The following is a 26,076-nucleotide window of genomic DNA, read 5'->3' on the forward strand; positions in this document are numbered from 1 at the left end:
TCAGAGGTGTTCGGGTGCGTCGATGCCGAGCAGGGACAGGCCACCGGCCAGCACCGCCCCGGCGGCTTCGGCGAGCGCGAGCCGGGCACGGTGGGCGGCCGAGGGTTTCTCCGCACCGCGCGGCAGCACGGCGGGCAGAAGGACGAGAACGGCATCGGCGACGCTGACGAGGTGCCGGGCGAGACGATCGGGGGCGCGGTGCGCGGCGGCTTGGGCGAGGATGCGGGGGTGGTCGGCGAGGAGGGCGAGGAGGGGGGCGCCGGCGGGCACGGGGCGGGCTTCGGCGGGCACCGGGCGGGCTTCGGCCGGCGTGGGGCGGGCTTCGGCCGAGGGTGGGGTGAGGGCTTCGGCCGGCGGTGGGGTGGGGGCTTCGGCCGACGACGGGGTGACGGCGTCGGTCGGCGCGGTCAGGGTGTCGGTGGGCGCGGTCAGGGCGTCGGTGGGCCCGGCGATTGCTTGGGTCCGCCCGGTTGGGGCTTGGGTCGGCCCGGCGAGGACGCGAGTCCGCCCGGTGGGGGCTTCGGCCGGCCCGGTCAGGGCTGGGGTCCGCCTGCTGGAGGTCTCGGTCGGCGGCGCGATGACAGCGTCGGCCGGCGCGGTCAGGGCGTCGGTGGGCCCGGCGATTGCTTGGGTCCACCCGGTGGGGGCTTGGGTCGGCCCGGTGGGGGCTTGGGTCGGTCCCGGTTCCGCTGAGAAGTTGAGGTCGGCGGCGTTGCGGGTCAGGGCCCGGGTGCGGGCGTGGGCGTAACGGACCCGGAAGAGGGGGTTGGCCTCGCGCTGGACGAGGTGTTCGTCGGAGATGCGGGGCCGGTCGTGGGCGGCGGGGTGGAGCAGCGCCCAGCGGGCGGCGTCCCGCCCGAGCGGGAGCGGATCGGCGGGCGCGGGGACGGGTCGTACGTTGACGTCGAGGGGCGCGGGTGCGCCGGGCCGTCCGCAGGCGTCGACGCGCACACCGAGCACGTCCTCCCAGGCGGCCTCGGGAGGGGCCGCGCAGCTGGTACGTACAAGAGCACCCTGAGCCCGCAGCAACCGCGCGCAGACGTCCATGACGACGGCGGCCCGGACCTCGTGGGGGCAGTGGAGCTGCACGACCTGCCCGGTGGGCCGCTCGGCGAACCCGTACCGCGGTCCGCGCCGCAGGATCTCCTCGACGAGACCGACGCCCTGGGAGCCCTGGCCGGCGAGGCTGAAGTTGATGAATCCGGGCCCGGTGACGACGACGTCGGCGACACCGTCGGCTCCGACGAGGTGCGGGCGCAGGATCTCGGCGACGCGCAGGGGCGGCTGCCCGGCGGATCGAGCGAGCTGAAGGGCGACGTTGGTGGCGTAATCCCCACAGCCACCGGCCCCGGGCACGGTCACGAGAACCCGCTCCGGCACGGCCACGTCCAGCTCCCCGTCATCGACAGCACGACGCACCGCGCGCAGCACGGTACGGGAGAGCTCGACGGGGGTCACGGGACAAGCGTATGGGAGAAGGGGGGTGGGTAAGCGAGCGGGTTTGGACGATGGTCCGGGATGTGGACAGGCCGGTGCCCGAACGGCTCAGGGAGCTCAGGAGTCAACGCGAGCCGCTGCGCTCAACGCCGATCGGCGGCGGCTCCGAGAACCCCGCCGAAGAGAGGTCCACCACCCTCACCCTCGCTCTCGCCCGTCCCGCCGCGCTTCCGCTCGATCAGCTTGCGTACGAGGCTGACGAGTTCGGCGGGTTCGAAGGGCTTGGCGAGGAAGGCGTCGACGCCGACATCGAGGCCGCCGTCGACCTCGTACTGAGTGCAGGCGCTGACGATGGCGAGGGGCAGGTCCCGAGTACGGGGATCCGCGCGAAGGCGCGCGGCGGTGCGCAGTCCGTCCAGCCGGGGCATGACGACGTCGAGGGTGACGACGTCCGGACACACCTGATGCACCACATCCAGACACTCGGCACCATCGGCCGCGGTCACGACCTCGAGGCCCTCCAGCTCGAGATTGACCCTGATCAGCTGCCGGATGACCTTGTTGTCGTCCACAACAAGCACCCGGCCCGACGCGCCTGGCACATGTTGAGAGTAGGTCCGGACCGGCCACCGCGTCCGGGTTTTGCCCACTTCCACCCCGTGCGGACGACCCGACCCTCCCGGAAACCCGTTCATGAACACCCTGTCAGAGCTGGTAGGGTTCTACCCGTCGCCGCCAAGCAAGGCGCCCGACACGCCCCCGTAGCTCAGGGGATAGAGCAACGGCCTCCGGAGCCGTGTGCGCAGGTTCGAATCCTGCCGGGGGCACTCGCCGGTCAGACAGCAGGAATCTGGCTCTGAACTGTGCGGATGCCGACAGAAGAGGGCGGGAGTCAGTTTCACTGGCTCCCGTCCTCTTTCGTTTTTCTCAGCGTTCGCTTGCGTGAGCCGCGGCGGTCGCCGGTTGTTGGCAGCGACGCTGCAACACGGCGATGGACTCGCCGCGTTCAGACCACCGCGGGCATGAGAAAGGCAAGGAGGTCGATGCGCTCCTTGCCACTCTTAACTTATAGCCGACGGGGGGCCTTGCGGCAAGGTCACCTCTCTGGCGCAGAATTCCCTCCTCGATGGCCGTGACCAGGGGGAATTGGGGTTCTGATGATTGATGTGATCGTGGTTGGCGGGGGGCCTACCGGGCTCATGCTCGCCAGTGAGCTGCGGCTGCACGACGTGGACGTCGTCGTGCTGGAGAAGCTGGACGCGCCCACCAAGGAGTCCCGGGGGCAGGGACTGCACGCGCGCAGTGTGGAGATCATGGATCAGCGGGGGCTGCTGGACCGGTTCCTCGCGGTGAGTGAGAAGTTCCAGGTCGGGGGGCTCTTCGGCGGGGTCGTCAAAGGCTGGCCGGAGGGGATGGACACAGCGCATCCCTACGGTCTCGCCACCCCGCAGCCGGTGAGTGAGCGGTTGCTCGGTGAGCGGGCCCTCGAACTCGGTACCGACGTCCGGCGCGGGCAGGAAGTGGTCGGGCTGAGTCAGGACGACGACGGGGTGAGCGTCGAGCTGGCGGACGGTACGCGGTTGCGTTCGCGGTTCCTCGTGGGGTGCGACGGTGGGCGCAGCACCGTGCGCAAGCTGATCGGGGTCGGGTTCCCGGGTACCGCCTCCACCGTGGAGACGCTGCTGGGGGACATGGAGGTGACCGCTGACCCGGAGACGATCGCGGCGGTCGTCGCTGAGGTCCGCAAGACCCAGCTGCGGTTCGGCGTCATTCCGCAGGAGGGCGGGGTGTGCCGGATCGGTGTGCCCGCCGAGGGTGTCTCCCAGGACCGGGGCGCGCCGACGCTGGAGGAGTTCAAGGAGCGGCTGATCGCCGTCGCGGGCACCGACTTCGGGGTGCACTCGCCGCGCTGGCTCTCTCGGTTCGGGGACGCCACCCGGCAGGCCGAGCGGTACCGGGTCGGGCGGGTGCTGCTGGCGGGCGACGCGGCACACATCCATCCGCCGACCGGCGGCCAGGGGATGAACCTCGGCGTCCAGGACGCCTTCAACCTCGGTTGGAAGCTCGCCGCGGCCGTGGCGGGCTGGGCGCCGGAGGGGCTGCTGGACACCTACCACTCCGAACGGCACCCGGTGGGCGCCGCCGTGCTGAACAACACCCGCGCCCAAATCACCCTGTTGGGCACCGACCCGGGGGCGACCGCGCTGCGGGAGCTGTTCTCGAAGCTCATGGACTTCGAGGACGTGAACCGGTACGTCACCGGGTTGATCACCGCGGTCGATGTCCGCTACGACCTGGGCGAGGAGCATGACCTCGTCGGGCGGCGGATGCGGGACGTCCAGCTGAAGGAGCGGGGGCGGTTGTACGGGCTGATGCACGCCGGGCGCGGGCTGCTGCTCGACCGGACGGGGCGGTTCTCTGTCGCCGGCTGGGGGGACCGGGTCGACCACGTCATCGACGTCAGCGAGGAACTCGACGTGCCCGCCGTGCTGTTGCGGCCGGACGGGCACGTGGTCTGGGCAGGCGATGATCAGCGGGAGCTCGAGGGCCGGCTGTCCCAGTGGTTCGGCGCCCCTTCGGACTGACCCGACGGCCGAAGTGTCCGACTAACTAGCCGCCCTCGCGGCCAGCGCCACGCGCAGGCACTCCGTGAAACGGGCCGTGATCGTGCCGGTGGGGTCCAGGTGGGGGTTGAAGATCGTGACGTCCAGGCCCCGGCAGCGGTCGTCGGCCAGTGCCGTGGTCAGGACGTGGCCTAGTTCCGCCCAGCTCAGACCGCCGGGGAGGCGGTAGTCGACGGCCGGCATGAGGGTGTCGTCCAGGACGTCGGCGTCCAGGTGGGTCCAGTAGGGGGTGGGGAGACGGGCGAGGGCCTGGGCTGTCGCCGCCTCGATGCCCAGTGCGCGGACCTCGGTCAGGTTCATCGCGTGCAGGGCCTGGGGCAGCGGCTGCATGCCCGCCTCCGCCGACTCCGGCTCGTCCCGGAAGGCGAAGGCCACCACGTCCTCGTCCCGGAGCAGCGGGCCCCGGCCTTCGAGGTCCGTCAGGACCGCCGGGCCCCGGCCGGTGGCCAGGGCGAGTTCCATGGAGGCGGCCTCGCCGTTCGGCTCGGCTGACGGCTGGTAGAAGTCCGTGTGCCCGTCCAGGAACAGGAGTCCGGGCCGGCCGCGGCGGCGCAGGGCCAGGAGGTTGCCCAGCAGGACGGTGCAGTCCCCGCCGAGGACCATCGGGAAGAGGTCCTGGTCGAGGGCGGTGGTCACGGCGTCGGCCAACTCGGTCGAGTAGCGCGCGATTCCGGCGGGGTTGAGGACGCCCGTCTCCGGGTCGCGGACGGGGTCGTACTCGGGGGGTTCGAGGCGCCGCGCCAGGGCCACCTGGAAGCCGTCCAGCAGTCCTGCCCGCCGTAGCGCCGTCGGCAGGTGGGTCACGCCGCCCGGGCGCAGGCCCAGTACGGACGGTGCCTCGATGATCGCCAGGCTCTGCACGTTCGTCTCCTCCACGTGCTCGATGATCGGCAGGCTCCGCACGATCGTCTCCTCCACGTGACGGAAGCAGCACGCTCGGCAGTGCGTCGAGGCCTACGCCGAGCGCTTTCGGGACGTCGTCTTCTTCGCCTGTGTCTTCTTGGCTGTGCTCTTCGCCGTCGTCTTCTTCGCCGTCGTCTTCTTCGCCGCCTGGGCCGACTTCGAGGTCGACTTCTTCGCCGACGCCGTCTTCTTCGCCGCCGTCTTCTTCGCCGTCGACTTCGTGCCCGTCGGCTGCTTCGGGGTGGACTTGCTGCGGGGAAGGTGTCTCACCTCCGCCGGTTCCTCGCCCCGGGACTCCTTGGCCTCACGGACGCTCTTCTCCAGGGCCGCCATCAGGTCCAGGACCTTGCCGCCCTTGGCCGGTTCGGGGGTCTCGCGCGGGGTCTCGCCGGCGGCCTTCGCGGCGATGACCTCCTCCACCGCCTCGCGGTACTCGTCGTGCAGGTCCTCCAGGTCCACCTCGCCGAGCGTGTCCATCAGGGCGTCCGCGAGGTCCAACTCCTTGTCGCGGACCGTCACGTCCACGTCCGGCGCCACGCCCTCCGGGGCACGCACCTCGTCCGGCCAGAGGAGACCGTGCATGGCGATCGCGTCGCCCACGACCCGGAGCATGCCGAGGCGTTCCCGGCCGCGCAGGGCGAACTTGGCGATCGCCACCTTGTTGCTGCGCTTGAGGGCTTCCCGCAGGAGTGTGTACGGCTTCGCCGCGGGGGCACCGCTCGCCGCCAGGTAGTACGCCGCGTCCATCTGGAGCGGATCGATCCGGTCCTCCGGCACGAACGCCACGATCTCGATCGTCTTCGCCGTCGGGATCGGCAGCTGGGACAGATCCTCGTCGGTGATCGGCACGATCGTGCCGTCCGCGTCCTCGTACCCCTTGCCGATCTCCGACTGGGTGACCTCCCGGTCCTCCAGCTCGCAGAACTTCCGGTACCGGATGCGGCCGCCGTCCTCCGTATGGATCTGGCGGAAGGAGATCGAGTGGCTCTCGGTCGCGTTCACCACCTTGATCGGGATGCTGACCAGACCGAACGAGATGGCACCGTTCCAGATGGATCTCACGTGCAGCACCCTTTCGCCGGGTTTGAGGCGACTTAAGATCTCTTCATCCTATTTCCATGGGATTCTCATCGTATGACGCCGATCACAGAGGTGGAGGGGCGACGGCTCGCGCTCAGCAACCTGGAGAAGGTGCTGTACCCGGCGACCGGCTTCACCAAGGGCGAGGTGCTGCACTACTACGCCACCACCGCCGAAGTGCTGCTGCCCCATCTGCGTGACCGGCCGGTCTCCTTCCTGCGCTACCCGGACGGGCCGGACGGACAGGTCTTCTTCACCAAGAACGTGCCGCCCGGTACACCCGAGTGGGTCACCACCGCCGAGGTCCCCCGTTCGGAGGGCCCTGCCCGGATGGTCCTCGTGCAGGATCTGCCGAGTCTGATGTGGGCGGCGAACCTGGTCACCGAGTTCCACACCCACCAGTGGGTCGCCCAGGCGCCCGGCGCCGCCGACCGGCTGGTCTTCGACCTGGACCCCGGCACCCCCGCGACGGTCGTGGAGTGCTGCGAGGTCGCCCTGTGGCTGCGCGAACGGCTCGCGGCGGACGGGATCGAGGCCCACGCGAAGACCTCCGGCTCCAAGGGGCTGCATCTGCTGGCCGCGGTCCGGGGCTCGTCCTCCGACGAGGTGTCGGAGTACGCCAAGAAGCTCGCCGTGGAGGCCGAGCAGGCCATGCCCCGGCTCGCCCTGCACCGGATGACCCGCAGCCTGCGGCCCGGGAAGGTCTTCGTGGACTGGAGCCAGAACGCCGCCCGGAAGACCACGGCCACCCCCTACACCCTGCGCGCCCGCCCCGAGCCCTGGGTCTCCGCGCCCGTCACCTGGGCCGAGGTCGAGCAGTGCGGCTCCCCCGCGCAGCTCGCCTTCACCGCACCGGACCTCGCCCCCCGGATCCAGGACTACGGCGACCTGCTGGCACCGCTGCTCGACCCGGACCGGGCCACGGCACTCCCCGGGCGCTGACCGGTCCGGGACCACATCGAGCGGCGCGGGCTGGACATCGTGGACGGAGCCCGGCTGTTCGCGGCGGCCAACACGGCGACCGCGGACGCGGCGATCACGGCGTGGAACGCCAATTTCACCCATGCGCAGCGGCGGCCCGTCACGGCGATCCGGAGGGCCGACACGGACGACAACGCGGCGACCACGGCCGACCCGGACTGGGAGCCGCTGCCGCGTACGCCGCCGTATCCGGACTACGTCAGTGGTCACTGCGCGATCGACGGGGCCGCGATCACGGTGCTCGACACGCGGACGTACAGGACCGCGGCCGAGTTCAACCGCCACGCGATCGACGCCCGGGTCCTCGGCGGGATCCGCTACCGGACCAGCGGCAGGGTGGGCAACGGGATGGGACGGGAGATCGGTAAGTTCGCCCTGGACCACTGCTTCGGGCCGGTGGACTAGACCCTCCCCCACGTGTTCCGGTCCCGCGCCATCGCGTGCAGCGCCTCCACGTCCGCCGGTTTGAGGACCCCGCCCTGCCTCGCCAGCTCGCCGAGGCCCGTGTCCTGGAGGACGCGGACCTCGCGGACCGGGGCCGTCACCGAGACGTCCGCCGGGCCCGCGAGGCACAGGACCGGGTGGACCTCGGCGGTCAGGGCGTAGGACGCCCGGTCCGCCTCCGCGCGCAGGCGGCGCAGCAGTGGCCGGGGTTCCCGGCGGGCCGCCGTGACCATGGGGTCCGCCACCCTGACGCGCTGCTTGCGGGCGTACAGGGAGTGGATCGCGAACAGGCCCGCCGGGCCGATCGCCAGATGGTGGATGCGGGCGCCGCCGGGCAGCGGGATCGAGTGGAGGGTGTGCCAGCCCGCGCCGTCCAGGCGGTCCAGGGCCTCGCCGACCGTCTGCTCGGCGGCGAGCGCGTGGCGCCTGGGGTCCGTGCGCAGGCGGCGGGCCGGCCCCGGGTCCCGGTCCAGGGCGATCAGGAGCGCCTCGCCGGGGCGGTTGGGCGCCAGGTCGTCGTCCGGGTGGAGCGTGAGGCGGGCCAGTTCCGCCGGGGTCGGGACCGGCGGCGGGCCCACCGTCACCGGGCCGGTCAGGAAGGGGCCCAGGGCCTCCAGGACGTCCTCCCTGCGCTCGTCGCTGAGCAGGTTGACCCTGGCCGCCTCACGGTCGTACCACGCGATGTTCCTGCCGTCCGTGAGGCAGACGTACAAACGTTCCTGACCGTGGCGCCAGGCCGGCACGACACGCAGTCCGCTCATGCACCATCACCCCTTTGACCATGGGAACAGGCGGGGTGCTCCAGGGGCAAGAACCCGGTTACCTTTGAGAGGAGTTGGGAGGGGAAGTTGGGGGAGGCGCCAATTGCGTACCCGCGGGAAGCAACCCGACGTTCCTGCTCCGGACACCCCGTGGGACGAGATCGTGCCCGGCCTGTGGATGGGCGGGCACGAGTTCCAGGCGGTGTCGGGACGGGTGGAGTTCGTCGTCGTGCGGGACGAGTTCGATCTCGTACAGACCCTGCTGCGGCTGCCCGGGCACGGGCCCGACGGCGAGGTGGAGCACCATGTGTGGCCCATTCCGGACGGGCCGCTGGACGGGACGCAGCTCGCGGGGGTCATCCGCCTCGCGCAGTCCGCCGGGGAGGCGCTGGACGCGGGGCGGTCCGTGCTCGTGCGCTGCTTCCACGGCTACAACCGGTCGGGGCTCGTCATCGCCCAGACGCTGGTGCGGCGGGGGCACTCCGCGGAGGAGGCGATCCGGCTGATACGGTCCCGGCGCTCGCCCTGGGCCCTGCACAATGACCTCTTCGTCGAGTACCTGCGTGCCGGGCTCTCGACCGCCCGCCTCCTGGAGGAGCTCACGGAGTGATCGACCCGGGCGGGCAAAAGGGACTTCCCTCCGAATAAGGTGTACGGGGCCACCGCTCACCTCAGAACCGCAGGAGCACCGTGCCCCTCAGCCGTGTCCGTACGACCGTCGCCGTCGCCCTGCTCCTGGCGACCGCGGCGGGCTGCGGTGACGCCGGGGGGCTCCAGGGCGCGGGCGCCACCCCGACCGCGGTCAGCCCGGCCCGGCTGTGGCCGGAACTGACCCCCGCGTCCAGCCCGGCCTTCGAGATCGGCGAGGTGACCACCGAGGTCGTCAAGGGCGTCGAGGTGCCCGGTGACGACATCCGGGAGGTGGACCCGGTCGCGGTCGTGCGGGCCGAGATCGCCGATCACCCCGGCGACTACGCGGGCGCGAAGGCGCCGTACCGGCAGACGGCCGACCGGATGGCCGACTGCGGCCCGGGCGGCGACAAGGCCCGCTGTCCCGTGCTGACGCCGTACTACCGCGACCTGAACGGCGACGGCCACGAGGACCTGACGCTCGGCTTCCGGCTGCTGCCGGACGGGCTGACCGCCATCCGCGTCTACACCGTCCAGAAGCACCGGCTGGTGCGGGTCATGTCCTACGACGACGCCGTCAGCGCGGTCGAGCTGGCCGGGCGGTCCGTCATCGTCCGCGCGCCCTCGGAGGTCGCCGGGTACGAGTACCGGCTCCAGTGGACCTGGGACGCCGACGCCAACGCGATGCTGCTGACCCACGACGAGATGCTGCGCACCGGGGAGCACAAGAGCTCGGTGAAGCCGGAGCACGACAGCTCGGTGAAGCCGGAGCACGAGAGCTCGGTGAAGCCGTCGCCTTCCGCGAGCGCGCGCCCGTCCGAGTCCGCGAGCGGCCGATGAGGCTCGCGCTGCCCCGCTGGGCCGGGACGCTGTTCACCAAGGCGGCCGTGTTCATCACCGTGATGTGCTGCGCGCTCACGGCGCTGATCGGCGTGCTGGTGCATGTCTCGGTGACCAACCAGACCGTCGGGCGGGCCCGCGGCGAGGCGCTGGACCGGCTGACCGACGCGACCACGGCGTTCGAGGCCGGGGACCGGCTGATGCCGGGGGCGGGCGTCGATCCGGCGGGGCTGCCCGGAGGTCTGCGGGATCTCGCGGTGTCCGGGGACCGGGGCACGATGGTCGCCGATCACGAGGGCCGGCCGACGATGTGGGCGGCGGGCCCGGCCGACGGCGGACGGGCGCTGGCGGTGCAGGTGGACTACTCGCAGCAGGCCCGCACGATCGACGGTCTGGACCGGGCGATCCTGTGGTCCTCGGCGCTGGCGATCGGGACCACGCTGCTGGTGGGCGCCCTCGCGGTGACCCGGGTGACCCGGCGGCTGCACACCACGGCCCAGGTGGCCCGGCGGATCAGCGGCGGCGACCTGGACGCACGCGTCGACGACCCCCGGACGAAGGATCCGACGCGCCCCCAGGACGAGGTGGCCGCGGTGGCCGCCGCGCTGGACTCCATGGCGGCCTCGCTGCAGGGCAAGCTCCAGGCCGAGCAGCGGTTCACCGCGGACGTGGCGCACGAGCTGCGCACCCCGCTCACCGGGCTGCACGCGGCGGCGGAGCTGTTGCCTCCGGGGCGCCCGACGGAACTGGTGCGGGACCGGGTGGCGGCGTTGCGGACGCTCACCGAGGACCTGCTGGAGATCTCCCGGCTGGACATGGGCCGGGAGCGCCTCGACGTGGACGCCGAGCAGCTGGGGCCGCTGGCCGAGCGGGCGGTGCGGGCGGCCGGGGACCGTACGGAGGTCGTGGTCGAGCGGGATGTGACGGTGGAGACCGACCGGCGGCGGCTGGAGCGGGTGCTCGGGAATCTCCTCGCGAACGCGCACCGGCACGGGCGGGCACCGGTGGTGCTGACGGTCGACGGTCCGGTCGTCACCGTGCGGGACCACGGGGACGGGTACCCGGACTACCTCGTGGAGCACGGGCCGCAGCGGTTCCGGACCGAGGGCGGGACGAAGGGGCACGGTCTCGGCCTGACCATCGCGCTGGGCCAGGCCGAGGTGCTCGGGGCGCGGCTGGAGTTCGGGAACGCGCCCGACGGCGGCGCCCTGGCCGTGCTGACGCTTCCTCAGGGCCCGGCCTGAGGCGGCGCAGGAGTGGCCCGCGTCCCTTATGGCTCACTGTGAGGGGCGCCGAGCGGGAGCCGATCCTAATGTGGCGAATAGTCAAGTTCGCCCCCTTCGTGGAGGTACTCCTCATGTCCCTGCGCTCCCGCCTCTCCATATCCGTCGCCGCCTGCGCCCTCGTGGCCGCGGCCGCCACCCCCGCAGTCGCGAACGACGACTGGGGCTCCTCCCGCGGCGACAGCGGCCGCCAGCAGAACCAGAGCCAAAGCCAGAACCAGAACCAGAACCAGAGCCAGAGCCGGAGCCAGCAGCGCCTTTACAAGGGCGTGGTCACCGCGAACACCCTGCTGCTGCGCAGCGCTCCGAACCGGGGCGGCCAGGTCATCCGGACCGCGCACCGCGGGGAGATCGTCAAGATCTTCTGCAAGGCGGTCGGCCAGAACATCCAGGGCAACCCGCTGTGGTACCTCCTCACGGACGGCACCTGGGCCTGGGGCGCCGCCCGGTACATCGACAACATCGGGGCCTCGCCACGCTGGTGCTGAGCCGCAAGGCGCACAAGACGCCCGATTTGGGTAAGTTCCGGACATGAGCAAGGCCGGAACCACCGTGGCGCGAGCGGACACACCCGCTCCCGCCGTACGCCTCCCCCGGCGCCGTGGCATCGAACTGGCCCTCATCGTCGTGGCCGTCCTGCTGTCCGTGTACGGCTACTGCGCTGTCGGCCTCGCCCATGACGGCACGGTCCCGCCCGGCGCCGCCGGCTACGGCGCCGGGCTCGGTGTACTGGCGCTCGTCGCCCATCTGGCGGTGCGGCTGCGGGCGCCGTACGCGGATCCGCTGCTGCTGCCGATCGGGGTGCTGCTCAACGGCCTCGGCCTGGTCCTGATCTACCGACTCGACCTGGAGACACCGGGCGACCGGGCGGCCCCCGCCCAACTCGTGTGGTCCACGCTCGGAGTGGCGTTCTTCATCGTGACGGTGGTACTCCTGCGCGACCACCGCGTCCTCCAGCGCTACGCGTACGTCAGCGTGGTCGCCGCCCTCGCGCTGCTCATCCTGCCGATCCTGTTCCCCGCCGTGAACGGCGCCCGGATCTGGATCCGGATCGCGGGATTCTCCATCCAGCCGGGCGAGTTCGCGAAGGTGCTGCTGGCGGTGTTCTTCGCCGCCTATCTGGCCGCGAACCGGGGGGCGCTGGCCTATGCGGGCCGCCGGGTCTGGCGGCTGCAACTGCCGACCGGACGGGTCCTCGGGCCGATCGTCACCATCTGGTTGCTGAGCGTCGGCGTCCTGATCCTGGAACGGGACCTCGGCACCTCGCTGTTGTTCTTCGGCCTGTTCGTGGTCCTGCTGTACGTCGCCACCGGGCGCACCGGGTGGATCGCCGTGGGGCTGCTGCTCGCATCGCTGGGGGCGGTGGCCGTCGGGTGGCTGGAGCCGCACGTGCACAGCAGGGTCCAGGACTGGCTGCACCCCTTCGCGTCCATCGAGGCGGGCCAGGGCCCGAACCAGCTCTCCCAGTCCCTGTTCGCCTTCGCGGCGGGCGGCATGCTCGGCACCGGCCTGGGGCTCGGCCACTCGGTGCTCATCGGCTTCGCCGCCAAGTCGGACTTCATCCTGGCCACGGCGGGCGAGGAGCTGGGCCTGGCCGGCCTGTCCGCGATCTTCCTGCTCTACGGCCTGCTGGTGGAGCGGGGCTACCGGGCCGGGCTCGCCCTGCGCGACCCCTTCGGGCAGCTGCTCGCGGTGGGGCTCGCCTCCATCGTGGCGCTCCAGGTCTTCGTGATCGCGGGCGGGGTGACCGGTCTGATCCCGCTGACCGGGATGGCGATGCCGTTCCTGGCGCAGGGAGGCTCCTCCGTCGTCACCAACTGGGCGATCGTGGCGCTGCTGGTCCGGGTGAGCGACTCGGCACGACGGCAGTACGACACGCTCCCCGAGGAAGCCCGGTGATCCGGCACATCCGGCTGGCGGCCGTCTTCTGCGCGCTGCTGCTGGCCGCGCTGCTGGTGAACGCCACCCGCGTGCAGGTCGTGGAGTCCGGCGCCTACGACGAGAACCCCGCCAACCGGCGGCAGACCATCGCCCGGTACGCCGCACCGCGCGGCGACATCCTGGTCGGCGGCCGCCCGGTCACCGGCTCCAAGGACACCGGCGAGCAGCTGCGCCACGAACGCACCTATCTGGACGGCCCGTTGTACGCGCCGGTGACCGGCTTCGCCTCGCAGGTGTACGGCACGACGTTCCTGGAGCACACCGAGGACGGGGTGCTGTCGGGCACGGATCCGATGCTGTCGCCGTTCCCGCTGCTGGGCGACCTGACCCGGGCCCGCGCGCCCGGCGGCGACGTGGTGACCACGCTCAACGCGCGGGCACAGCGCGCGGCCTACGACGGACTCGGCGGCCGCAAGGGCGCGGTGGCGGCGATCGAACCGTCCACCGGACGGGTCCTGGCGCTGGTGTCCACGCCCTCCTACAACCCGGAGGCGCTGTCGGGGAACGGTCCGACGGTGTCCCGGTCCTGGGTCGGGCTGAACGAGGACCCGGACAAACCGATGCTCAACCGGGCGGCACGGCAGACGTATCCGCCGGGGTCGACCTTCAAGGTGGTGACCGCGGCGGCGGCGCTGGACGCGGGGGTGGTGACGGACGTCGACGAACCGACCGACTCCCCCGACCCCTACACCCTGCCCGGGACCTCGACGAGCCTGACCAACGAGGCGAAGGGGTGTGCGGACGCCTCCCTGCGGGCCGCGTTCGAGTGGTCGTGCAACACGGTGTTCGCGAAGCTGGGGGTGCGGGTCGGGGTGACCGATCTGGCGGCCACCGCGCAGGCCTTCGGGTTCAACGACACGGGGGTGCGGATCCCGTACTCGGTGGCGCCGAGCACCTTCGACACGACGGTGGACCGGGCGCAGCTCGCGCTGTCGGCGATCGGGCAGTACAACACGCGGGCGACGCCGTTGCAGATGGCGATGGTGGCGGGGGCGGTGGCGAGCGGGGGCCAGGTCCGTGAGCCGTACCTGGTGGAGCGGACGACGAGGCCGGGCGGCGCGACCATCGCCACGGCGGGTTCCCGGACGGTCCGGCAGGCGATGCATCCGTCGACGGCCGTCCAGCTGCGGGAGCTGATGACGAACGTGGTGCGCGAGGGCACCGGCACCAACGCGGCGATCCCGGGGGCGACCGTCGGCGGCAAGACCGGCACCGCCCAGCACGGCATCGGCAACTCCGGTACGCCGTACGCCTGGTTCGTGTCGTGGGCGCAGGGCGAGCGGGACCTGGAGGCGAAGGTGGCGGTCGCGGTGGTGGTGGAGGACGCCGAGGCGGACCGCGGGGAGATCAGCGGGGGCGGGGACGCGGCGCCGATCGCGCGGGCGGTGATGAAGGCGGTGCTCGATGGGTGAGACGGGGGGTTCCACGACAGGAGCGACCGACCTAACGTTCGGTCCATGACTGCCGCATTCGAGCTTGCCGAAGTCAACATCGCCCGCCTCAAGTTCCCGCTGGACTCACCGGAGTTGAAGGACTTCGTGGACGCCCTGGACCCCGTCAACGCCGACGCCGACGCCGCGGACGGATTCGTGTGGCGTCTGCAGTCCGAGGGCGGCGACGCGACGGACATCCCCGTCCTCGGGGACGAGTGGCTGATCATCAACATGTCGGTGTGGCGGGACACCGACTCGCTGACGGCGTACATGTACCAGGGCCGCCACCGGGAGATGCTGGCCCGCCGCCGGGAGTGGTTCGAGAAGGTCCAGGAGGCGATGCTGGCGATGTGGTGGGTCCCGGCCGGCCACCGCCCGACCGTCGCCGAGGCGGAGTCCCGCCTGCTTCACCTGCGCACGAACGGCCCGACGCCGTACGCCTTCACCCTGCGCACGTCCTTCCCGCCGGGTGAGTCGCAGCCGCTGCTGGGCGAGGTGCCGGAGGGCCTCGGCTGCTCGGTCTAGTCTCCTGAGCCGGGAGACCGGCGGCCGTCCTCGATCGCCCGGCTCACCTCCGCCATCCGGTCCCGTTCCTCCGCCGCGAAGCGTTCGGCGTCGAGTTTCTCGGCGATCTCCTCGTCCTCGGCCATGAGGAGATCCAGGTTGGAGTCGCCCATCTCGAAGACGCCCATGTCGACATAGGCCTGCTGGAGGCGCTTGCCCCACAGGCCTATGTCCTTCACGCAGGGGACTATGCGGGAGAAGAGCAGCTGCCGGAACAGCGCCAGGAACTCGGACTGTTCGGTGTACTCCTCGGCCTCGGCGGTCGGGATGCCGAAGTTCTCCAGGACCTCGACGCCCCTGAGGCGGTCGCGCATGAGATAGCAGCCCTCGATGACGAACTCCTCGCGCTCGCGCAGCTCGGCGTCGGTGAGCTGCCGGTAGTAGTCGCGCAGAGCCATGCGGCCGAAGGCCACGTGCCGGGCCTCGTCCTGCATGACGTAGGCGAGGATCTGCTTCGGGAGCGGCTTGTCGGTCGTGTCGCGGATCAAGCCGAAGGCGGCGAGGGCGAGGCCCTCGATCAGGACCTGCATCCCGAGGTACGGCATGTCCCAGCGGGAGTCGCGGAGGGTGTCGCCGAGCAGCGCTTGGAGGTTGTCGTTGATCGGGTACAGCATGCCGATCTTCTCGTGCAGGAAGCGGCCGTAGATCTCGGCGTGCCGGGCCTCGTCCATGGTCTGGGTGGCCGAGTAGAACTTGGCGTCCAGGTCGGGGACGGACTCCACGATGCGCGCGGCGCAGACCATCGCGCCCTGTTCGCCGTGCAGGAACTGGCTGAACTGCCAGGAGGCGAGGTGCCGGCGCAGCTCGGCCTTGTCCCGGTCGCTGAACCTGGCCCAGTACTTGGTGCCGTACAGGGAGATGGACTCGTCAGGGACGCCGAGGGGGTCGTAGGGGTCGACCTCCAGGTCCCAGTCGATGCGCTTCTGTCCGTCCCACTGCTTGTCCTTGCCCTTCTGGTAGAGGGCGAGAAGGCGGTCGCGGCCGTCGTCGTACTCCCAGGAGAAACGTGCCTGGCCGGTGGCCGGTACCTGCCAGAGGGGGTCTCCCGCGGGGTTGGCGTACAGGTCGTGTGTCGGCATGTCTCGCAGGCTCCCGCGCGGTAGACGCGGGGTCAACAAGTGGCGCGCGAGGGATTGACGAGCTTGCTGACAGGCAGTCTCATAAGACTACGGAGGATGTGACCCCGGGTAACAGGTTGGGAGAACCATGACGACGCTCACGGAAGCCGACGCGCTCGCGGGCCTGCGCGACGCGCTGGGCCTGCTCAAGGACCGGGAGCAGGTGGCCGAACGGCTGCTCGACTCGTCCGCGAAGCATTCCTTCGATCCCGACAAGGAGCTCGACTGGGACGCGCCCTTCGAGGAGGGGAAGTGGTTCTGGCCGCCGGAGCTGGTGTCGCTGTACGACACGCCCCTGTGGAAGCGGATGGGTGAGGAGCAGCGGATCCTGCTCTCCCAGCACGAGTCGGCGGCACTGGCGTCGCTGGGGATCTGGTTCGAACTGATCCTGATGCAGCTGCTGGTGCGGCACATCTACGACAAGGCGGCGACGAGCGCGCATGTGCGGTACGCGCTGACCGAGATCGAGGACGAGTGCCGGCACTCGAAGATGTTCGCCCGGCTGATCTCCCGCGGTGAGACGCCGTGGTACCCGGTGAGCCGGGCACATCAGCAGCTGGGCCGGCTGTTCAAGACGATCTCCACGACTCCGGGGTCCTTCACGGCGACGCTGCTCGGTGAGGAGGTGCTGGACTGGATGCAGCGGCTGACGTTCCCGGACGAGCGGGTGCAGCCGTTGGTCCGGGGCGTGACGCGGATCCATGTCGTGGAGGAGGCCCGGCATGTCCGGTACGCCCGTGAGGAGTTGCGGCGGCAGATGGTGACGGCGCCGAAGTGGTCGCAGGAGTTCACGCGGGTGACGTCCGGCGAGTTCGCCCGGGTGTTCTCGGTGGCCTTCGTGAACCCGGAGGTCTACACGAACGTGGGCCTCGACAAGCGGGAGGCGATGGCCCAGGTGAAGGCGAGCGGCCACCGGCGGGAGGTCATGCAGACGGGAGCGAAGCGGCTGACGGACTTCCTGGACGACATCGGGGTGCTGCGCGGTGTCGGACGCCGGTTGTGGAGGTCTTCGGGGCTGCTGGCGTAGGCGAGGGCCGGGGCGGGGGTCTGGGCGGGGCCCGGGGCGGGCGTCTGGGGGCGTGCGGGCGAAACAGTTACGCTGCACGTCATGAGCCCCCCGGCCCCTACGCCCGCTTATCGCCGTCTCAGTGTCGAGGAGCGGCGCAGCCAGCTGCTCGCCGCCGCTTTGTCGCTGTTCGCGCATCGGGCGCCCGAAGAGGTGTCGCTGGACGATGTGGCGGAGGCCGCCGGGGTGTCGCGGCCGCTCGTGTACCGGTATTTCCCCGGCGGCAAGCAGCAGCTCTACGAGGCCGCCCTGCGGTCCGCCGCTGAGGAGCTTCAGCTCTGTTTCGACGAGCCCCGGGAAGGGCCGCTGCTGCCCCGGCTCGGGCGGGCGCTCGACCGGTACCTCGCCTTCGTCGACGAGCACGACGCCGGGTTCAGCGCGCTGCTGCAGGGCGGCAGTGTCGTCGAGACGTCCCGGACCACCAGCATCGTCGACGGGGTCCGGCGGGCCGCCGCCGAGCACATCCTCCGGCACCTCGGCGTCTCCGGTCCCGGGCTGCGGCTCCGGATGACCGTCAAGGTGTGGATCACCGCCGTCGAGGCCGCCTCCCTGCTCTGGCTGGACGAGGGCAAGCAGCCCCCCGTCGACGAACTCCGCGACTGGCTCGTCGACCAGTTCGTCGCCGTCCTCTCCGTGACCGGCGCCCGCGACCCGCAGACCGCCGCGCTGGTCCAGGCGCTCGCCGGAGATGGCTGACACTGGTGCCGTGAAGAGCGAAGACACCCCCTTCGAGGGCGGTCCCATGGACGGGCGCGTCCTGCCCGTGCTGCTGGGGATCACCGGGCACCCGCCCAAGACGTACCGCATCCCCGTCCCGGACCCCGACGGCGGCCCGCCCACCGTGCTGGTCTACCGGCGCGTCCCCCGCGTCGAGGGCCGGCCCGTCGGGCTCAGCCGCCGCTGGAAGTACGCCTACGACCCCGAAGGGCTCCTGGCGCCGAAGCGCAAGTGGCCGTGGTCGAGGCCAGACGCCACGCCGGGCGGCAAGCCGGACGACGCGGACGGGTGACGTGGTTGCGCCGAACCGCGCACACTCGGCGCGCGCGGGGCGAGCGCCCGCCTGATGCTCGCGGTGCGGGGCAGAGAGGCTGCCCGCACCGGAGGTGATGACGTGTCAGGAAGGCTTCTGCGCTTGGTGTGTACGGCGGCGGTGGCCGCCTGCACCGCCCTCGCGCCCGTCCCCGCGCTCGCCGTACCCGAACCCGGCGAGCCGTCCGTTTCCGGGCAACCGTCCGTCTCCGACGGGCCGTCCGCGGCCGAGCCGCCCGCCGCCGAGGAACCCTCCGTCGCCGAGTTGCTGGCGGACCTGCAGCGGCTGTACCGGGACGCCGAGCGCGCCACCGAGGCCTACAACGCCACCGAGGAGAAGCTCGGCAAGCAGCGTGCCGAGGTCGCGCGCCTGGACGGGGAACTCGCCCGCGTCCGCCTCTCGCTGCACGACAGCCGGGGCGCGGCGGGGCGGCTGGCCCGGCAGCAGTACCAGAGCAGCACCGAGATCTCCTCGTACGTACGGCTGTTGCTCGCCCGCGATCCCCAGCACGCGCTCGATCAGGGGCATGTGATCGGGCAGTTGGCGCGGGAGCGGGCCGAGACGGTGGGGCGGCTGACCGGCAGCGAACGCAAGGCCGCCGGACTCGCCCGCAAGGCCCGCGCGGCCCTCGACAAGCAGCTCGCGCTGGCCGAGCGGCAGAAGAAGGACCGCGCGGAGGTGGAGGGGCGGCTGAAGGACGTCCAGGAGATGCTGGTCGCGCTCAGCGCCGAACAGCTCGCCGAGATCGCCGAGTTGGAGAGGAAGGGCGTCGACAGGGCCCAGCGGGACCTCGTCACCTCGGGGGCCCTCAGCAGTGAGCGCGAACCCTCGCCCGGCGGCGAACGGGCGGTGCGCTACGCACTGCGGCAGCTCGGGAAGCCGTACGAGTGGGGCGCGGAGGGGCCGAAGACGTACGACTGCTCAGGGCTCACCTCGGAGGCTTGGAACGACGCCGGTACCCCCATCCCCCGCACCAGCCAGGAACAGTGGGCCCGGCTGCCGAGGGTGCCGCTGAAGGAGCTGCGCCCCGGCGACCTGGTGATCTACCACCGCGACGCCACGCACGTGGCCCTGTACCTCGGCGAGGGCGAGGTGGTCGAGGCCCCCAGGACCGGCGAGCGGGTCAAGATCTCGCCGATCGCGTCCCACCCGATCCTGGGAGCCGTACGCCCGGACCGGATCAGGCCAGAGACGCCAGGTACGCCTCGGTCTTAGCCGGATCGTAGAAGAAGTTCTCGAAGTCCGCCGGGTCGTTGAAGGCGTTGGCGAAGCGGTCCGCCGCCGGCTGGAGCTGGCCCGCCGCGCCGATGAGGTTGAGGATGTGCTCCGGCGGCGGGGCCAGCATCGCGTTCGTCCACTTGGTGACGTGCTGGGCGGTGTCCCAGTAGCGGTCGAACGTGGACTGCATCCACTCCTCGTCGAACGGCTTGTCACCGTGCTCGACGATGGACGCGAGGTAGGCGGCGGCGCACTTGGACGCCGAGTTGGAGCCCTGGCCGGTGATCGGGTCGTTCGCCACGACCACGTCGGCCACGCCCAGCACCAGCCCGCCGCCGGGCAGCCGGCCGATCGGGTTGCGGACCGTGGGCGCGTAGCGGCCGGCCAACGTGCCGCCCGCGTCGGTCAGTTCGACCTTCGTCGCCCGCGCGTACTCCCAGGGCGTGTACCGCTCCATGAGTTCCAGGGTCAGGGAGAGGTGCTCCGCCGGGTCCTTGACGCCGTTGAAGACGTCCAGCGGGCCTCCGGGTATGCCCTCCCAGAACAGGATGTCGGCGCGGCCGGAGGTGGTGAACGTCGGCATGATGAACAGCTCGCCGACACCGGGGACCAGGTTGCAGCGGACCGCGTCGAACTCCGGGTGCTCCGGGCGCGGGCCGAGGCCGTGCACGTAGGCCACCGCGAGGGCGCGCTGCGGCTCGCTGTACGGCGAGCGCTCCGGGTCCCGGGCGAACATCGACACCAGCTCGCCCTTGCCGGCGGACACCAGCACCAGGTCGTACGTACGGGAGAAGTAGTCGAGGTCGCCGACGGCCGCGCCGTGGATGACGAGCTGACCGCCGCGCTGGGCGAAGGTCTCCATCCAGCCGGCCATCTTCACCCGCTGGTCCACGGACTGCGCGTACCCGTCGAGGTGCCCCACCCAGTCGATCGCGCGGGCCGCGGGGCCCTCCGCCCACGAGCCCGGCGCCGCCACCGAGACGCCGAGTGCTTCGATCTTCGGGGCCTGGGACTCCCAGAAGTTCAGCTGGAGATCGCGCTCGTGCTGGAGTGCCGTGTGGAACATGCACTGCGTCGACATGACCCGGCCGGTGCGGATCTCGTCCGCGGTCCGGTTGGACATGAGGGTGACCTCGTACCCGTGCGACTGGAGTCCGAGGGCGAGCTGGAGTCCGGACTGGCCGGCTCCGACGACGAGTATCTTCCGCATACGGGGTCTGGTCTCCTACTCGGGTGTTTCGTCCAGCGCGTGTCCCACGAGGGACAGGAGGGTCTCGATGACCGAGATCCGGCGCCGCGCGTCCATGATCATGACAGGTATGTGCGCGGGGATGGTGAGCGCCTCCCGCACGTCCTCCGGCTCGAACCGCTCGCTGCCGTCGAAGTGGTTGACCGCGACGATGTACGGCAGCCCGCAGCTCTCGAAGTAGTCCAGGGCCGGGAAGCAGTCCTTCAGGCGCCGGGTGTCGGCCAGCACGACCGCGCCGATCGCGCCGCGCACCAGGTCGTCCCACATGAACCAGAACCGCTGCTGGCCCGGCGTGCCGAACAGGTAGAGCACCAGGTCGTCGTCGAGCGTGAGGCGGCCGAAGTCCATGGCCACGGTGGTGGTCAGCTTCTGCGGCGTGGCGGTGAGGTCGTCGGTCTCCTCGCTCGCCTCGGTCATCAGCGCCTCGGTCTGCAGAGGCGTGATCTCCGAGACGGCGGTGACCAGCGTGGTCTTGCCCACGCCGAACCCGCCCGCCACCACGATCTTCGTGGCTATGGGGGCCCGGGTGCGGTCCGTCTGCCAGGACTTCAGGTCCTCATCGGGGTCCGCAATACCGGTGTCATCAAAGACGACGGAGTCCACTCAGCACCCTTTCGAGCAGAGCGCGGTCCGGACGGCCGGTGCCGTGACCGGTGCCGGTGCCGTACACACGGATCTTTCCCTGGTCCGCGAGGTCGCTGAGCAACACCCGGACCACGCCGAGCGGCATGCGCAGCAGCGCGGCGATCTCGGCCACGGTGCGCATCCTGCGGCACAGTTCGACGATGGCCCGCATCTCCGGCATGACCCGGGTGCTGAGGGAACCCTTCGTCAGTTCCTTGCGCTCCTGCGGGGCCTCCAGGGCCGCCACGAAGGTCTCCACGAGGAGGACGTGGCCGAACCGGGTACGGCCGCCGGTGAGCGAGTAGGGGCGGACCCGCGCGGGCTTGCGGTCGCCGCCGCGGACGGGGAGCTTCTTCGGTGCGCTGCTGCTCATCGGGGACTCCCGGTCGACTCGGCTTCCAGGGATTTTCGTAGCTCGCTGCGGAGTTCGGGCGTCAGCACGTGGCCGGCGCGGCCGACGAACAGGGCCATGTGGTAGGCGACGACGCTCATGTCGCAGTCGGCGGAGCCGTGGACGCCGAGCAGGGAGCCGTCGCTGATCGACATCACGAAGAGGCTGCCCTCGTCCATGGCGACCATCGTGTGCTTCACCCCGCCGTACTCCATGAGGCGGGCGGCGCCGACGGTGAGGCTGCCGATGCCGGAGACGATGGTGGCGAGGTCGGCGGCGGAGCCCCTCGGGCCGGTGCGCGTGGGTTTGGCCGCCTTGGCCTCCTCGTTCCTTCCCGGGTCCGAGGAGAGCAGGAGCAGGCCGTCGGAGGAGACCACGGCGACCGACTCGATACCCGGCACCTCCTCGACCAGGTTCGTCAGCAGCCAGTGCAGGTTGCGGGCCTCACTGCTCAGTCCGAAGGTACTGGGCGCGGTCAACTGCTTGCCTCCTCGACTGTGCCCCCCGTGGCTTCTTCGGAATCTTCGATTTCGGCTTGTACGTCGCGGTATCCGGCCTCCGCCCCCCGGCGGAAACCGCCGAGCCTCCGGCGGAGGGCGTCGGCGTCCACGGAACCGCTGCGCTGGCGGGGCGGTTCCGTGGGGGCGGTGATCTTCGGGGTGCGCTTGGGGAGGCCCTTCGCGGTGAGCCGGTCCTCGTCGTCGGCGCGGGCGTGCTCTGTGTCGGCCTCGGCTTCGGGTTCGGGGGTGCGTTCGGCTTCGGACGCGGGTTCCGGCTGGGCCGGGACCAGGAGTTCCATCGTGGTTTCCGCGAGGGCCTCGGTCGGCCTTTCCGTGGAGCCCGCTGCGGAGTCGTCTGTGGAGGCCTTCGCCGGTTGCTCCTCCGACTTGTGCTCCTCCGACTTGTGCTCCTCCGACTTGTGCTCCTCCGACTCGCGGACCGCCCGCTCCGCCAGGGCCACCAGGTGGTCGTCGTGGGCCCTGGCGCCGTGGAGGACGTTGGAGTTGGCCTCCGCGTCGGCGCCCGGGAGGGAGAAGGTGTGGGTCGCGCCGGGGGTGGGGGCGGCCGGGGCCGGGACCGCCGTGGGCGGGGCCGGGGAGAGGAGCTGCTGGGGCAGGACCGCCACCGCCGCCACGCCGCCCTGCTTCTGCTCGCGCAGCTGGACCCGGACTCCGTGGCGGTGGGCCAGGCGGGCGACCACGTACAGGCCGAGGCCCAGACCCTCCTCGCCCTCCTGGTCGTAGGAGGCCTCCGGGTCGAAGTCGGCCAGCCGGGCGTTGAGGCGGGTCATGCGGGCGTCCGTCATGCCGATGCCCTCGTCCTGGACGGAGAGCATCACCTCGCCGTTCTCCAGGAGCCAGCCGGAGACCTCGACCGGCAGGTCCGGCGGGGAGAACGACGTGGCGTTCTCCATCAGTTCGGCCAGCAGGTGCGACAGGTCGTCCGCGGCGAAGCCCGCGATGTGCGCGTGGGGAGGGAGCGCCGCGATGCGGACCCGCTCGTAGCGCTCGATCTCGCTCACCGCGGCCCGGACCACGTCCACCAGCGGGACCGGGCCCGCGCTGTGCTGGACGTGTTCCGTACCGGCCAGCACCAGGAGGTTCTCGCTGTGGCGGCGCATCACCGTGGCGAAGTGGTCCAGCTTGAAGAGCGTGGCCAGGCGCTCGGGGTCCTGCTCCCGCTCCTCCAGGCCCTCGATCACCCCCAGCTGGCGTTCCACCAGGCCCAGCGTGCGCAGGGCGAGGTTCACGAAGGTCGAGCCGATGCTCGTGCGCAGGCGTTCCAGCTGGGCCGTCGACTCCGCCAGTTCCGTGCGCAGTTCGTCCCTGGCTTCCGCCATCTTCTGGCGCTGGCCCACGAGGTGCTTGCGGTCGGACTCCAGCGTCGCGATGCGCTCGTGCAGGGCCACCGCCTGGGCGTGGAGGGTGTTGACCGAGTCGACGACCTTCGCGAACTCGTCCTTGCGGCCCGTGAAGCGCACCGGCTCCTGTGCCGCCGGCTCCTCCGCTCCGGCCAGCCGCGCGGAGCCCAGCCGCAGCACCGCGAGGGGCCGCGTCAGACTGCGGGCCATCCCCGTCGCGACGCCGATCGCGAGCAGCACCAGCACGCCGAGGATCGCGATCCGGATCTCCAGCTCGGTGACGTCGTCGTCCCGGAGGAGGGCCAGGTCCTTGGTGCGCCGGTCGTGCAGGGCGGACTCGGCGCCGCGCATCATCTCGACGCGGGCGGACAGCGCCTCGTCCAGTTTCTTGACGCTGGTGGCGAGTTCGGCGTCGGAGAGGGTGGGCTGGTCGGTGAGGGAGGCGAGGTACTTCTCGGCGGCCTCGGCCTCCGGTCCGGTGACCGTGGAGTCGTAGGACGTGACGGACTTCTTCGGCGCGGTCTCGCGGAAGTCGGCGAGGGCCGCGTCGGAGCGCAGCCGGGCCTCCTGGGCGGCGGTGGTGAGCGCGTCGCGCTGCTTGCGGTCGGCGTCGGAGGAGGAGCTGACCGTGCTGGGCAGACCGGTGATCGGGTCGATGACGGTCTGGGTGGAGCGCGGGACGCTCAGTGCGGCGAGCAGCAGACCCCGGGTGGAGGCGGCCTGTTGTACGGCGGTGTCGAGCTCGGTGAGGGCGTGGGCGCCGGAGCCCGCACGGGGCGGCATCTCCTCGGCCAGCCGCTCGGCGAGGCCGTGCAGTTCGGTGAGGGCGGCGGAGTACGCCTTGTGCGTGTCGAGAGCGCTGCTCTTGCCCGTGAGCGCCGCTCTGCGCAGGGCCGCGATGTCGTCCAGGTCGGCGCGCAGGGAGGCCGGGGTGTCGGGGTGGGCGCGCAGTTCCTCGACCAGGCGGTCCACACGGGCGCTGCGCTGCTCCGAGGGGGCCTTCGACTTGGGGCGTCCCGCGGCGACGTAGGAGGTGACCTCGTCGCGTTCGTCGGCCAGCGAGTGGGCGAGCGCGAGGGCGTCCTCGGTCTGCTCGGAGAGGGTCACCAGCTCCTGGGTGTCGTGCAGCTGCGCGGAGGCGGTGACGATCGACGGGGCGCCGGCCGCGGCGATGGCGGCGGCGACGACGGCCACGGCGACGATGAGCCGGTTGCGTACGTGGGTGGGCCGCCCTTTGCCGGCCGAGGTGACGCCGGTCCCGGTCGTGGCGCCGGTCCCTGCCGTGGTGCCGGTCCCAGTCGTGGCGCCGGGCGTGTGCTCCGGGCCCCCTGCGGAGGCCTTCTGCTTGCCTGAGCGACGAGGCCGCGTCTTCTGCACCGGTGCTCGCATTCCTGAACTCGTGATACCCATGGGCCCGGGTGACGCTCCGTCAACTGGCGCATACGCCCGGTACGCTTCCCGACCCTCCCAGTGCCGGTGGGCGGTTCTCTCGCATCACCTGACCCGCCACCCGAAGGAGTGAACCTCGGAGGGGAGTTGGCGGGCAAGTTCCCGCGGCGCTTGCGGAGACCTTGTCCGGCGGGCCGGTTGGACGTCTGCGGCGGGCGGTGGCAGGATTCGCCACCACGTCTGCCCGGAGTGAATCATTACCGCCCAAACCAGGCGGTTGACCTGCGCGAGTCCGCCAATTGCGCAGCGGTTGCCAGCCTTTGGCGAACGTTGTGAAGGGCTCGTGCAGACTGACCGGATGCGCACTGAACTTGTTTCGGAGCCCGGCGATCCCGCCCGCCCCAACGAGGACTTCGCCAGTGTCGGACTGCCCGCTTCCGGACAGGGCGGAACGGTGGTCCTCCTGGACGGGGTGACCCCGCCCCGGGACGGCACGGGCTGTCTGCATTCCGTCCCCTGGTACACCGCTCGCCTCGGCGGGGCGCTGACCGAACTGACCGTTTCACTCCCGGATGTTCCTCTCGCCGACGCCCTGTCACTCGCCCTCGCGCGTACCGCCGAGGCGCACCGGGAGACCTGTGACCTTTCTCACCCGCGGACACCCCAGGCGACGGTCGTCATGGTCCGCTGGTCGCCCGAGACCGTCGAGTACCTGATCCTCTCGGACTCGGCCCTCCTGGTGGAGTCGCCCGACGGCACCGTGACGCCGTACCTCGACGACCGGCTCTCCCTGCTGCCCCGCTCCGCCCTGGCCACCGACGCGATGGTCGACGCGGACCTCCGCAACAAGGAGGGCGGCTTCTTCACGGCCGCCGCCGATCCCGCGGTGGCGGCCAGGGCGGTGACCGGGACCCTGCCCCGCTCCGGCGTCCGCGCCCTGGCCGCCTGCACGGACGGCGCCACGCGCTGGGTGGAGAAGTTCGGCGCCGGTGACTGGGGGGACCTCTTCGGCGTCGTACGCAAGGAGGGGGCGCAGGCGCTGGTCGACCGGGTGCGGGCGCTGGAACTGGCGGACACCGAGCGGCGGTTCCTGCACCGGAGCAAGACGCACGACGACGCGACGGTGGCGTTCGTGGAGTTCTAGCCGGGTGGGGTCCGGCGGGCGCCTGCCGAGGCGTCGGGGCGGGTCGATCGCGGACGTTCTTCCGC

General features: G+C 71.5%; 26 protein-coding genes and 1 tRNA gene. 16 read left to right on the forward strand and 11 right to left on the reverse strand.

Annotation, left to right across the window (positions count from 1 at the left end):
- Nucleotides 1-1,458: an ArgS-related anticodon-binding protein NrtL gene (gene nrtL, locus AC068Z_RS00525; protein WP_478550917.1), complete on the reverse strand. Its 1,458-nt coding sequence runs from the start codon at nucleotides 1,456-1,458 to the stop codon at nucleotides 1-3.
- Between the two features lie 122 nt (nucleotides 1,459-1,580).
- The gene (locus AC068Z_RS00530) at nucleotides 1,581-2,132 is read right to left on the reverse strand and encodes a response regulator (RefSeq protein ID WP_478552236.1); all 552 of its coding nucleotides are present in this window, start codon (nucleotides 2,130-2,132) and stop codon (nucleotides 1,581-1,583) included.
- A 60-nt stretch (nucleotides 2,133-2,192) separates the two neighbouring features.
- Here AC068Z_RS00530 and AC068Z_RS00535 point away from each other — a divergent pair.
- Both AC068Z_RS00535 and rox read left to right on the forward strand, forming a co-directional pair.
- A tRNA-Arg gene (locus AC068Z_RS00535) sits at nucleotides 2,193-2,264 on the forward strand.
- Between the two features lie 330 nt (nucleotides 2,265-2,594).
- Nucleotides 2,595-4,022: a rifampin monooxygenase gene (gene rox, locus AC068Z_RS00540; protein ID WP_478550919.1), complete on the forward strand. Its 1,428-nt coding sequence runs from the start codon at nucleotides 2,595-2,597 to the stop codon at nucleotides 4,020-4,022.
- 21 nt (nucleotides 4,023-4,043) lie between these two features.
- Here the strand turns inward: rox and AC068Z_RS00545 are convergent, their stop codons facing one another.
- Nucleotides 4,044-4,964, reverse strand: coding sequence for an arginase family protein (locus AC068Z_RS00545; protein WP_478550921.1), 921 nt, complete (start codon nucleotides 4,962-4,964; stop codon nucleotides 4,044-4,046).
- A gap of 51 nt (nucleotides 4,965-5,015) precedes the next feature.
- On the reverse strand, nucleotides 5,016-6,026 hold the full coding sequence (gene ku, locus AC068Z_RS00550; protein ID WP_478550923.1) for a non-homologous end joining protein Ku: 1,011 nt from the start codon (nucleotides 6,024-6,026) through the stop codon (nucleotides 5,016-5,018).
- Between the two features lie 72 nt (nucleotides 6,027-6,098).
- On the opposite strand from ku, the gene ligD reads away from it, so the two are divergent.
- A complete protein-coding gene (gene ligD / locus AC068Z_RS00555; RefSeq protein ID WP_478550925.1) occupies nucleotides 6,099-6,986 on the forward strand; it encodes a non-homologous end-joining DNA ligase in 888 nt (295 codons plus the stop codon).
- Between the two features lie 39 nt (nucleotides 6,987-7,025).
- Complete coding sequence (locus AC068Z_RS00560) at nucleotides 7,026-7,430, forward strand: phosphatase PAP2 family protein (protein ID WP_478550927.1); 405 nt, start codon at nucleotides 7,026-7,028, stop codon at nucleotides 7,428-7,430.
- Here AC068Z_RS00560 and AC068Z_RS00565 read toward each other — a convergent pair.
- Entirely contained in the window at nucleotides 7,427-8,230 is an 804-nt protein-coding gene (locus tag AC068Z_RS00565) for a nuclease-related domain-containing protein (protein WP_478550929.1), read from the reverse strand. The genes AC068Z_RS00560 and AC068Z_RS00565 overlap by 4 nt on opposite strands.
- A 103-nt stretch (nucleotides 8,231-8,333) precedes the next feature.
- Between AC068Z_RS00565 and AC068Z_RS00570 the strand changes: the two genes are divergently transcribed.
- The 7 genes from AC068Z_RS00570 (at nucleotide 8,334) to AC068Z_RS00600 (ending at nucleotide 14,882) form a co-directional block, all read left to right on the forward strand.
- Nucleotides 8,334-8,840: a protein-tyrosine phosphatase family protein gene (locus AC068Z_RS00570; protein WP_478550931.1), complete on the forward strand. Its 507-nt coding sequence runs from the start codon at nucleotides 8,334-8,336 to the stop codon at nucleotides 8,838-8,840.
- 80 nt (nucleotides 8,841-8,920) lie between these two features.
- Nucleotides 8,921-9,700: a hypothetical protein gene (locus tag AC068Z_RS00575; protein ID WP_478550933.1), complete on the forward strand. Its 780-nt coding sequence runs from the start codon at nucleotides 8,921-8,923 to the stop codon at nucleotides 9,698-9,700.
- Nucleotides 9,697-10,944: an ATP-binding protein gene (locus AC068Z_RS00580; protein WP_478550935.1), complete on the forward strand. Its 1,248-nt coding sequence runs from the start codon at nucleotides 9,697-9,699 to the stop codon at nucleotides 10,942-10,944. Before AC068Z_RS00575 ends, AC068Z_RS00580 begins: the two co-directional genes overlap by 4 nt.
- 113 nt (nucleotides 10,945-11,057) lie before the next feature.
- The gene (locus AC068Z_RS00585; RefSeq protein ID WP_478552238.1) at nucleotides 11,058-11,471 is read left to right on the forward strand and encodes an SH3 domain-containing protein; all 414 of its coding nucleotides are present in this window, start codon (nucleotides 11,058-11,060) and stop codon (nucleotides 11,469-11,471) included.
- Nucleotides 11,472-11,514: 43 nt separating this feature from the next.
- Nucleotides 11,515-12,882, forward strand: a complete 1,368-nt coding sequence (locus AC068Z_RS00590; RefSeq protein ID WP_478550937.1) for an FtsW/RodA/SpoVE family cell cycle protein — start codon at nucleotides 11,515-11,517, stop codon at nucleotides 12,880-12,882.
- Nucleotides 12,879-14,336: a penicillin-binding transpeptidase domain-containing protein gene (locus tag AC068Z_RS00595; protein ID WP_478550939.1), complete on the forward strand. Its 1,458-nt coding sequence runs from the start codon at nucleotides 12,879-12,881 to the stop codon at nucleotides 14,334-14,336. The genes AC068Z_RS00590 and AC068Z_RS00595 overlap by 4 nt, the downstream gene beginning before the upstream one ends.
- A gap of 45 nt (nucleotides 14,337-14,381) precedes the next feature.
- Nucleotides 14,382-14,882, forward strand: coding sequence for a DUF3291 domain-containing protein (locus tag AC068Z_RS00600; protein WP_478550941.1), 501 nt, complete (start codon nucleotides 14,382-14,384; stop codon nucleotides 14,880-14,882).
- Here the strand turns inward: AC068Z_RS00600 and AC068Z_RS00605 are convergent.
- Nucleotides 14,879-16,000, reverse strand: a complete 1,122-nt coding sequence (locus AC068Z_RS00605) for a ferritin-like domain-containing protein (protein ID WP_478550943.1) — start codon at nucleotides 15,998-16,000, stop codon at nucleotides 14,879-14,881. The genes AC068Z_RS00600 and AC068Z_RS00605 overlap by 4 nt on opposite strands.
- A 127-nt stretch (nucleotides 16,001-16,127) precedes the next feature.
- Between AC068Z_RS00605 and AC068Z_RS00610 the strand changes: the two genes are divergently transcribed.
- From AC068Z_RS00610 to AC068Z_RS00625, 4 genes are all read left to right on the forward strand, one after another.
- A complete protein-coding gene (locus AC068Z_RS00610; protein ID WP_478550945.1) occupies nucleotides 16,128-17,066 on the forward strand; it encodes an AurF N-oxygenase family protein in 939 nt (312 codons plus the stop codon).
- A gap of 81 nt (nucleotides 17,067-17,147) precedes the next feature.
- Complete coding sequence (locus AC068Z_RS00615; RefSeq protein WP_478550947.1) at nucleotides 17,148-17,801, forward strand: TetR/AcrR family transcriptional regulator; 654 nt, start codon at nucleotides 17,148-17,150, stop codon at nucleotides 17,799-17,801.
- A gap of 10 nt (nucleotides 17,802-17,811) precedes the next feature.
- Entirely contained in the window at nucleotides 17,812-18,114 is a 303-nt protein-coding gene (locus AC068Z_RS00620; protein WP_478550949.1) for a hypothetical protein, read from the forward strand.
- 102 nt (nucleotides 18,115-18,216) lie between these two features.
- A complete protein-coding gene (locus AC068Z_RS00625; protein ID WP_478550951.1) occupies nucleotides 18,217-19,350 on the forward strand; it encodes a C40 family peptidase in 1,134 nt (377 codons plus the stop codon).
- On the opposite strand, the gene AC068Z_RS00630 is transcribed toward AC068Z_RS00625, so the two are convergent.
- Genes AC068Z_RS00630 through AC068Z_RS00650 form a run of 5 tightly spaced genes read right to left on the reverse strand, consistent with a single transcriptional unit; the run spans nucleotide 19,316 to nucleotide 24,855 of the window.
- The gene (locus AC068Z_RS00630; RefSeq protein ID WP_478550953.1) at nucleotides 19,316-20,563 is read right to left on the reverse strand and encodes a styrene monooxygenase/indole monooxygenase family protein; all 1,248 of its coding nucleotides are present in this window, start codon (nucleotides 20,561-20,563) and stop codon (nucleotides 19,316-19,318) included. The genes AC068Z_RS00625 and AC068Z_RS00630 overlap by 35 nt on opposite strands.
- A 15-nt stretch (nucleotides 20,564-20,578) precedes the next feature.
- A complete protein-coding gene (locus AC068Z_RS00635) occupies nucleotides 20,579-21,205 on the reverse strand; it encodes a GTP-binding protein (protein ID WP_478550955.1) in 627 nt (208 codons plus the stop codon).
- The gene (locus AC068Z_RS00640) at nucleotides 21,186-21,599 is read right to left on the reverse strand and encodes a DUF742 domain-containing protein (protein ID WP_478550957.1); all 414 of its coding nucleotides are present in this window, start codon (nucleotides 21,597-21,599) and stop codon (nucleotides 21,186-21,188) included. The genes AC068Z_RS00635 and AC068Z_RS00640 overlap by 20 nt, the downstream gene beginning before the upstream one ends.
- The gene (locus tag AC068Z_RS00645) at nucleotides 21,596-22,096 is read right to left on the reverse strand and encodes a roadblock/LC7 domain-containing protein (protein ID WP_478550959.1); all 501 of its coding nucleotides are present in this window, start codon (nucleotides 22,094-22,096) and stop codon (nucleotides 21,596-21,598) included. The genes AC068Z_RS00640 and AC068Z_RS00645 overlap by 4 nt, the downstream gene beginning before the upstream one ends.
- Nucleotides 22,093-24,855, reverse strand: coding sequence for a sensor histidine kinase (locus AC068Z_RS00650; RefSeq protein WP_478550961.1), 2,763 nt, complete (start codon nucleotides 24,853-24,855; stop codon nucleotides 22,093-22,095). The genes AC068Z_RS00645 and AC068Z_RS00650 overlap by 4 nt, the downstream gene beginning before the upstream one ends.
- Nucleotides 24,856-25,225: 370 nt before the next feature.
- Between AC068Z_RS00650 and AC068Z_RS00655 the strand changes: the two genes are divergently transcribed.
- Entirely contained in the window at nucleotides 25,226-26,011 is a 786-nt protein-coding gene (locus AC068Z_RS00655; protein ID WP_478550963.1) for a hypothetical protein, read from the forward strand.
- Nucleotides 26,012-26,076: the final 65 nt, after the last annotated feature.

This window comes from Streptomyces sp. NPDC043726 (assembly GCF_056436565.1).

What these genes read in the sequence shown, in the direction of transcription:
- AC068Z_RS00530 (WP_478552236.1), bottom strand. Translation starts at nt 2,132, where the DNA reads ATGAACGGGTTTCCGGGAGGGTCGGGTCGTCCGCACGGGGTGGAAGTG.
- rox (WP_478550919.1), top strand. Translation starts at nt 2,595, where the DNA reads ATGATTGATGTGATCGTGGTTGGCGGGGGGCCTACCGGGCTCATGCTC.
- ligD (WP_478550925.1), top strand. Translation starts at nt 6,099, where the DNA reads ATGACGCCGATCACAGAGGTGGAGGGGCGACGGCTCGCGCTCAGCAAC.
- AC068Z_RS00565 (WP_478550929.1), bottom strand. Translation starts at nt 8,230, where the DNA reads ATGAGCGGACTGCGTGTCGTGCCGGCCTGGCGCCACGGTCAGGAACGT.
- AC068Z_RS00580 (WP_478550935.1), top strand. Translation starts at nt 9,697, where the DNA reads ATGAGGCTCGCGCTGCCCCGCTGGGCCGGGACGCTGTTCACCAAGGCG.
- AC068Z_RS00585 (WP_478552238.1), top strand. Translation starts at nt 11,058, where the DNA reads ATGTCCCTGCGCTCCCGCCTCTCCATATCCGTCGCCGCCTGCGCCCTC.
- AC068Z_RS00590 (WP_478550937.1), top strand. Translation starts at nt 11,515, where the DNA reads ATGAGCAAGGCCGGAACCACCGTGGCGCGAGCGGACACACCCGCTCCC.
- AC068Z_RS00600 (WP_478550941.1), top strand. Translation starts at nt 14,382, where the DNA reads ATGACTGCCGCATTCGAGCTTGCCGAAGTCAACATCGCCCGCCTCAAG.
- AC068Z_RS00605 (WP_478550943.1), bottom strand. Translation starts at nt 16,000, where the DNA reads ATGCCGACACACGACCTGTACGCCAACCCCGCGGGAGACCCCCTCTGG.
- AC068Z_RS00610 (WP_478550945.1), top strand. Translation starts at nt 16,128, where the DNA reads ATGACGACGCTCACGGAAGCCGACGCGCTCGCGGGCCTGCGCGACGCG.
- AC068Z_RS00615 (WP_478550947.1), top strand. Translation starts at nt 17,148, where the DNA reads ATGAGCCCCCCGGCCCCTACGCCCGCTTATCGCCGTCTCAGTGTCGAG.
- AC068Z_RS00630 (WP_478550953.1), bottom strand. Translation starts at nt 20,563, where the DNA reads ATGCGGAAGATACTCGTCGTCGGAGCCGGCCAGTCCGGACTCCAGCTC.
- AC068Z_RS00640 (WP_478550957.1), bottom strand. Translation starts at nt 21,599, where the DNA reads ATGAGCAGCAGCGCACCGAAGAAGCTCCCCGTCCGCGGCGGCGACCGC.
- AC068Z_RS00655 (WP_478550963.1), top strand. Translation starts at nt 25,226, where the DNA reads ATGCGCACTGAACTTGTTTCGGAGCCCGGCGATCCCGCCCGCCCCAAC.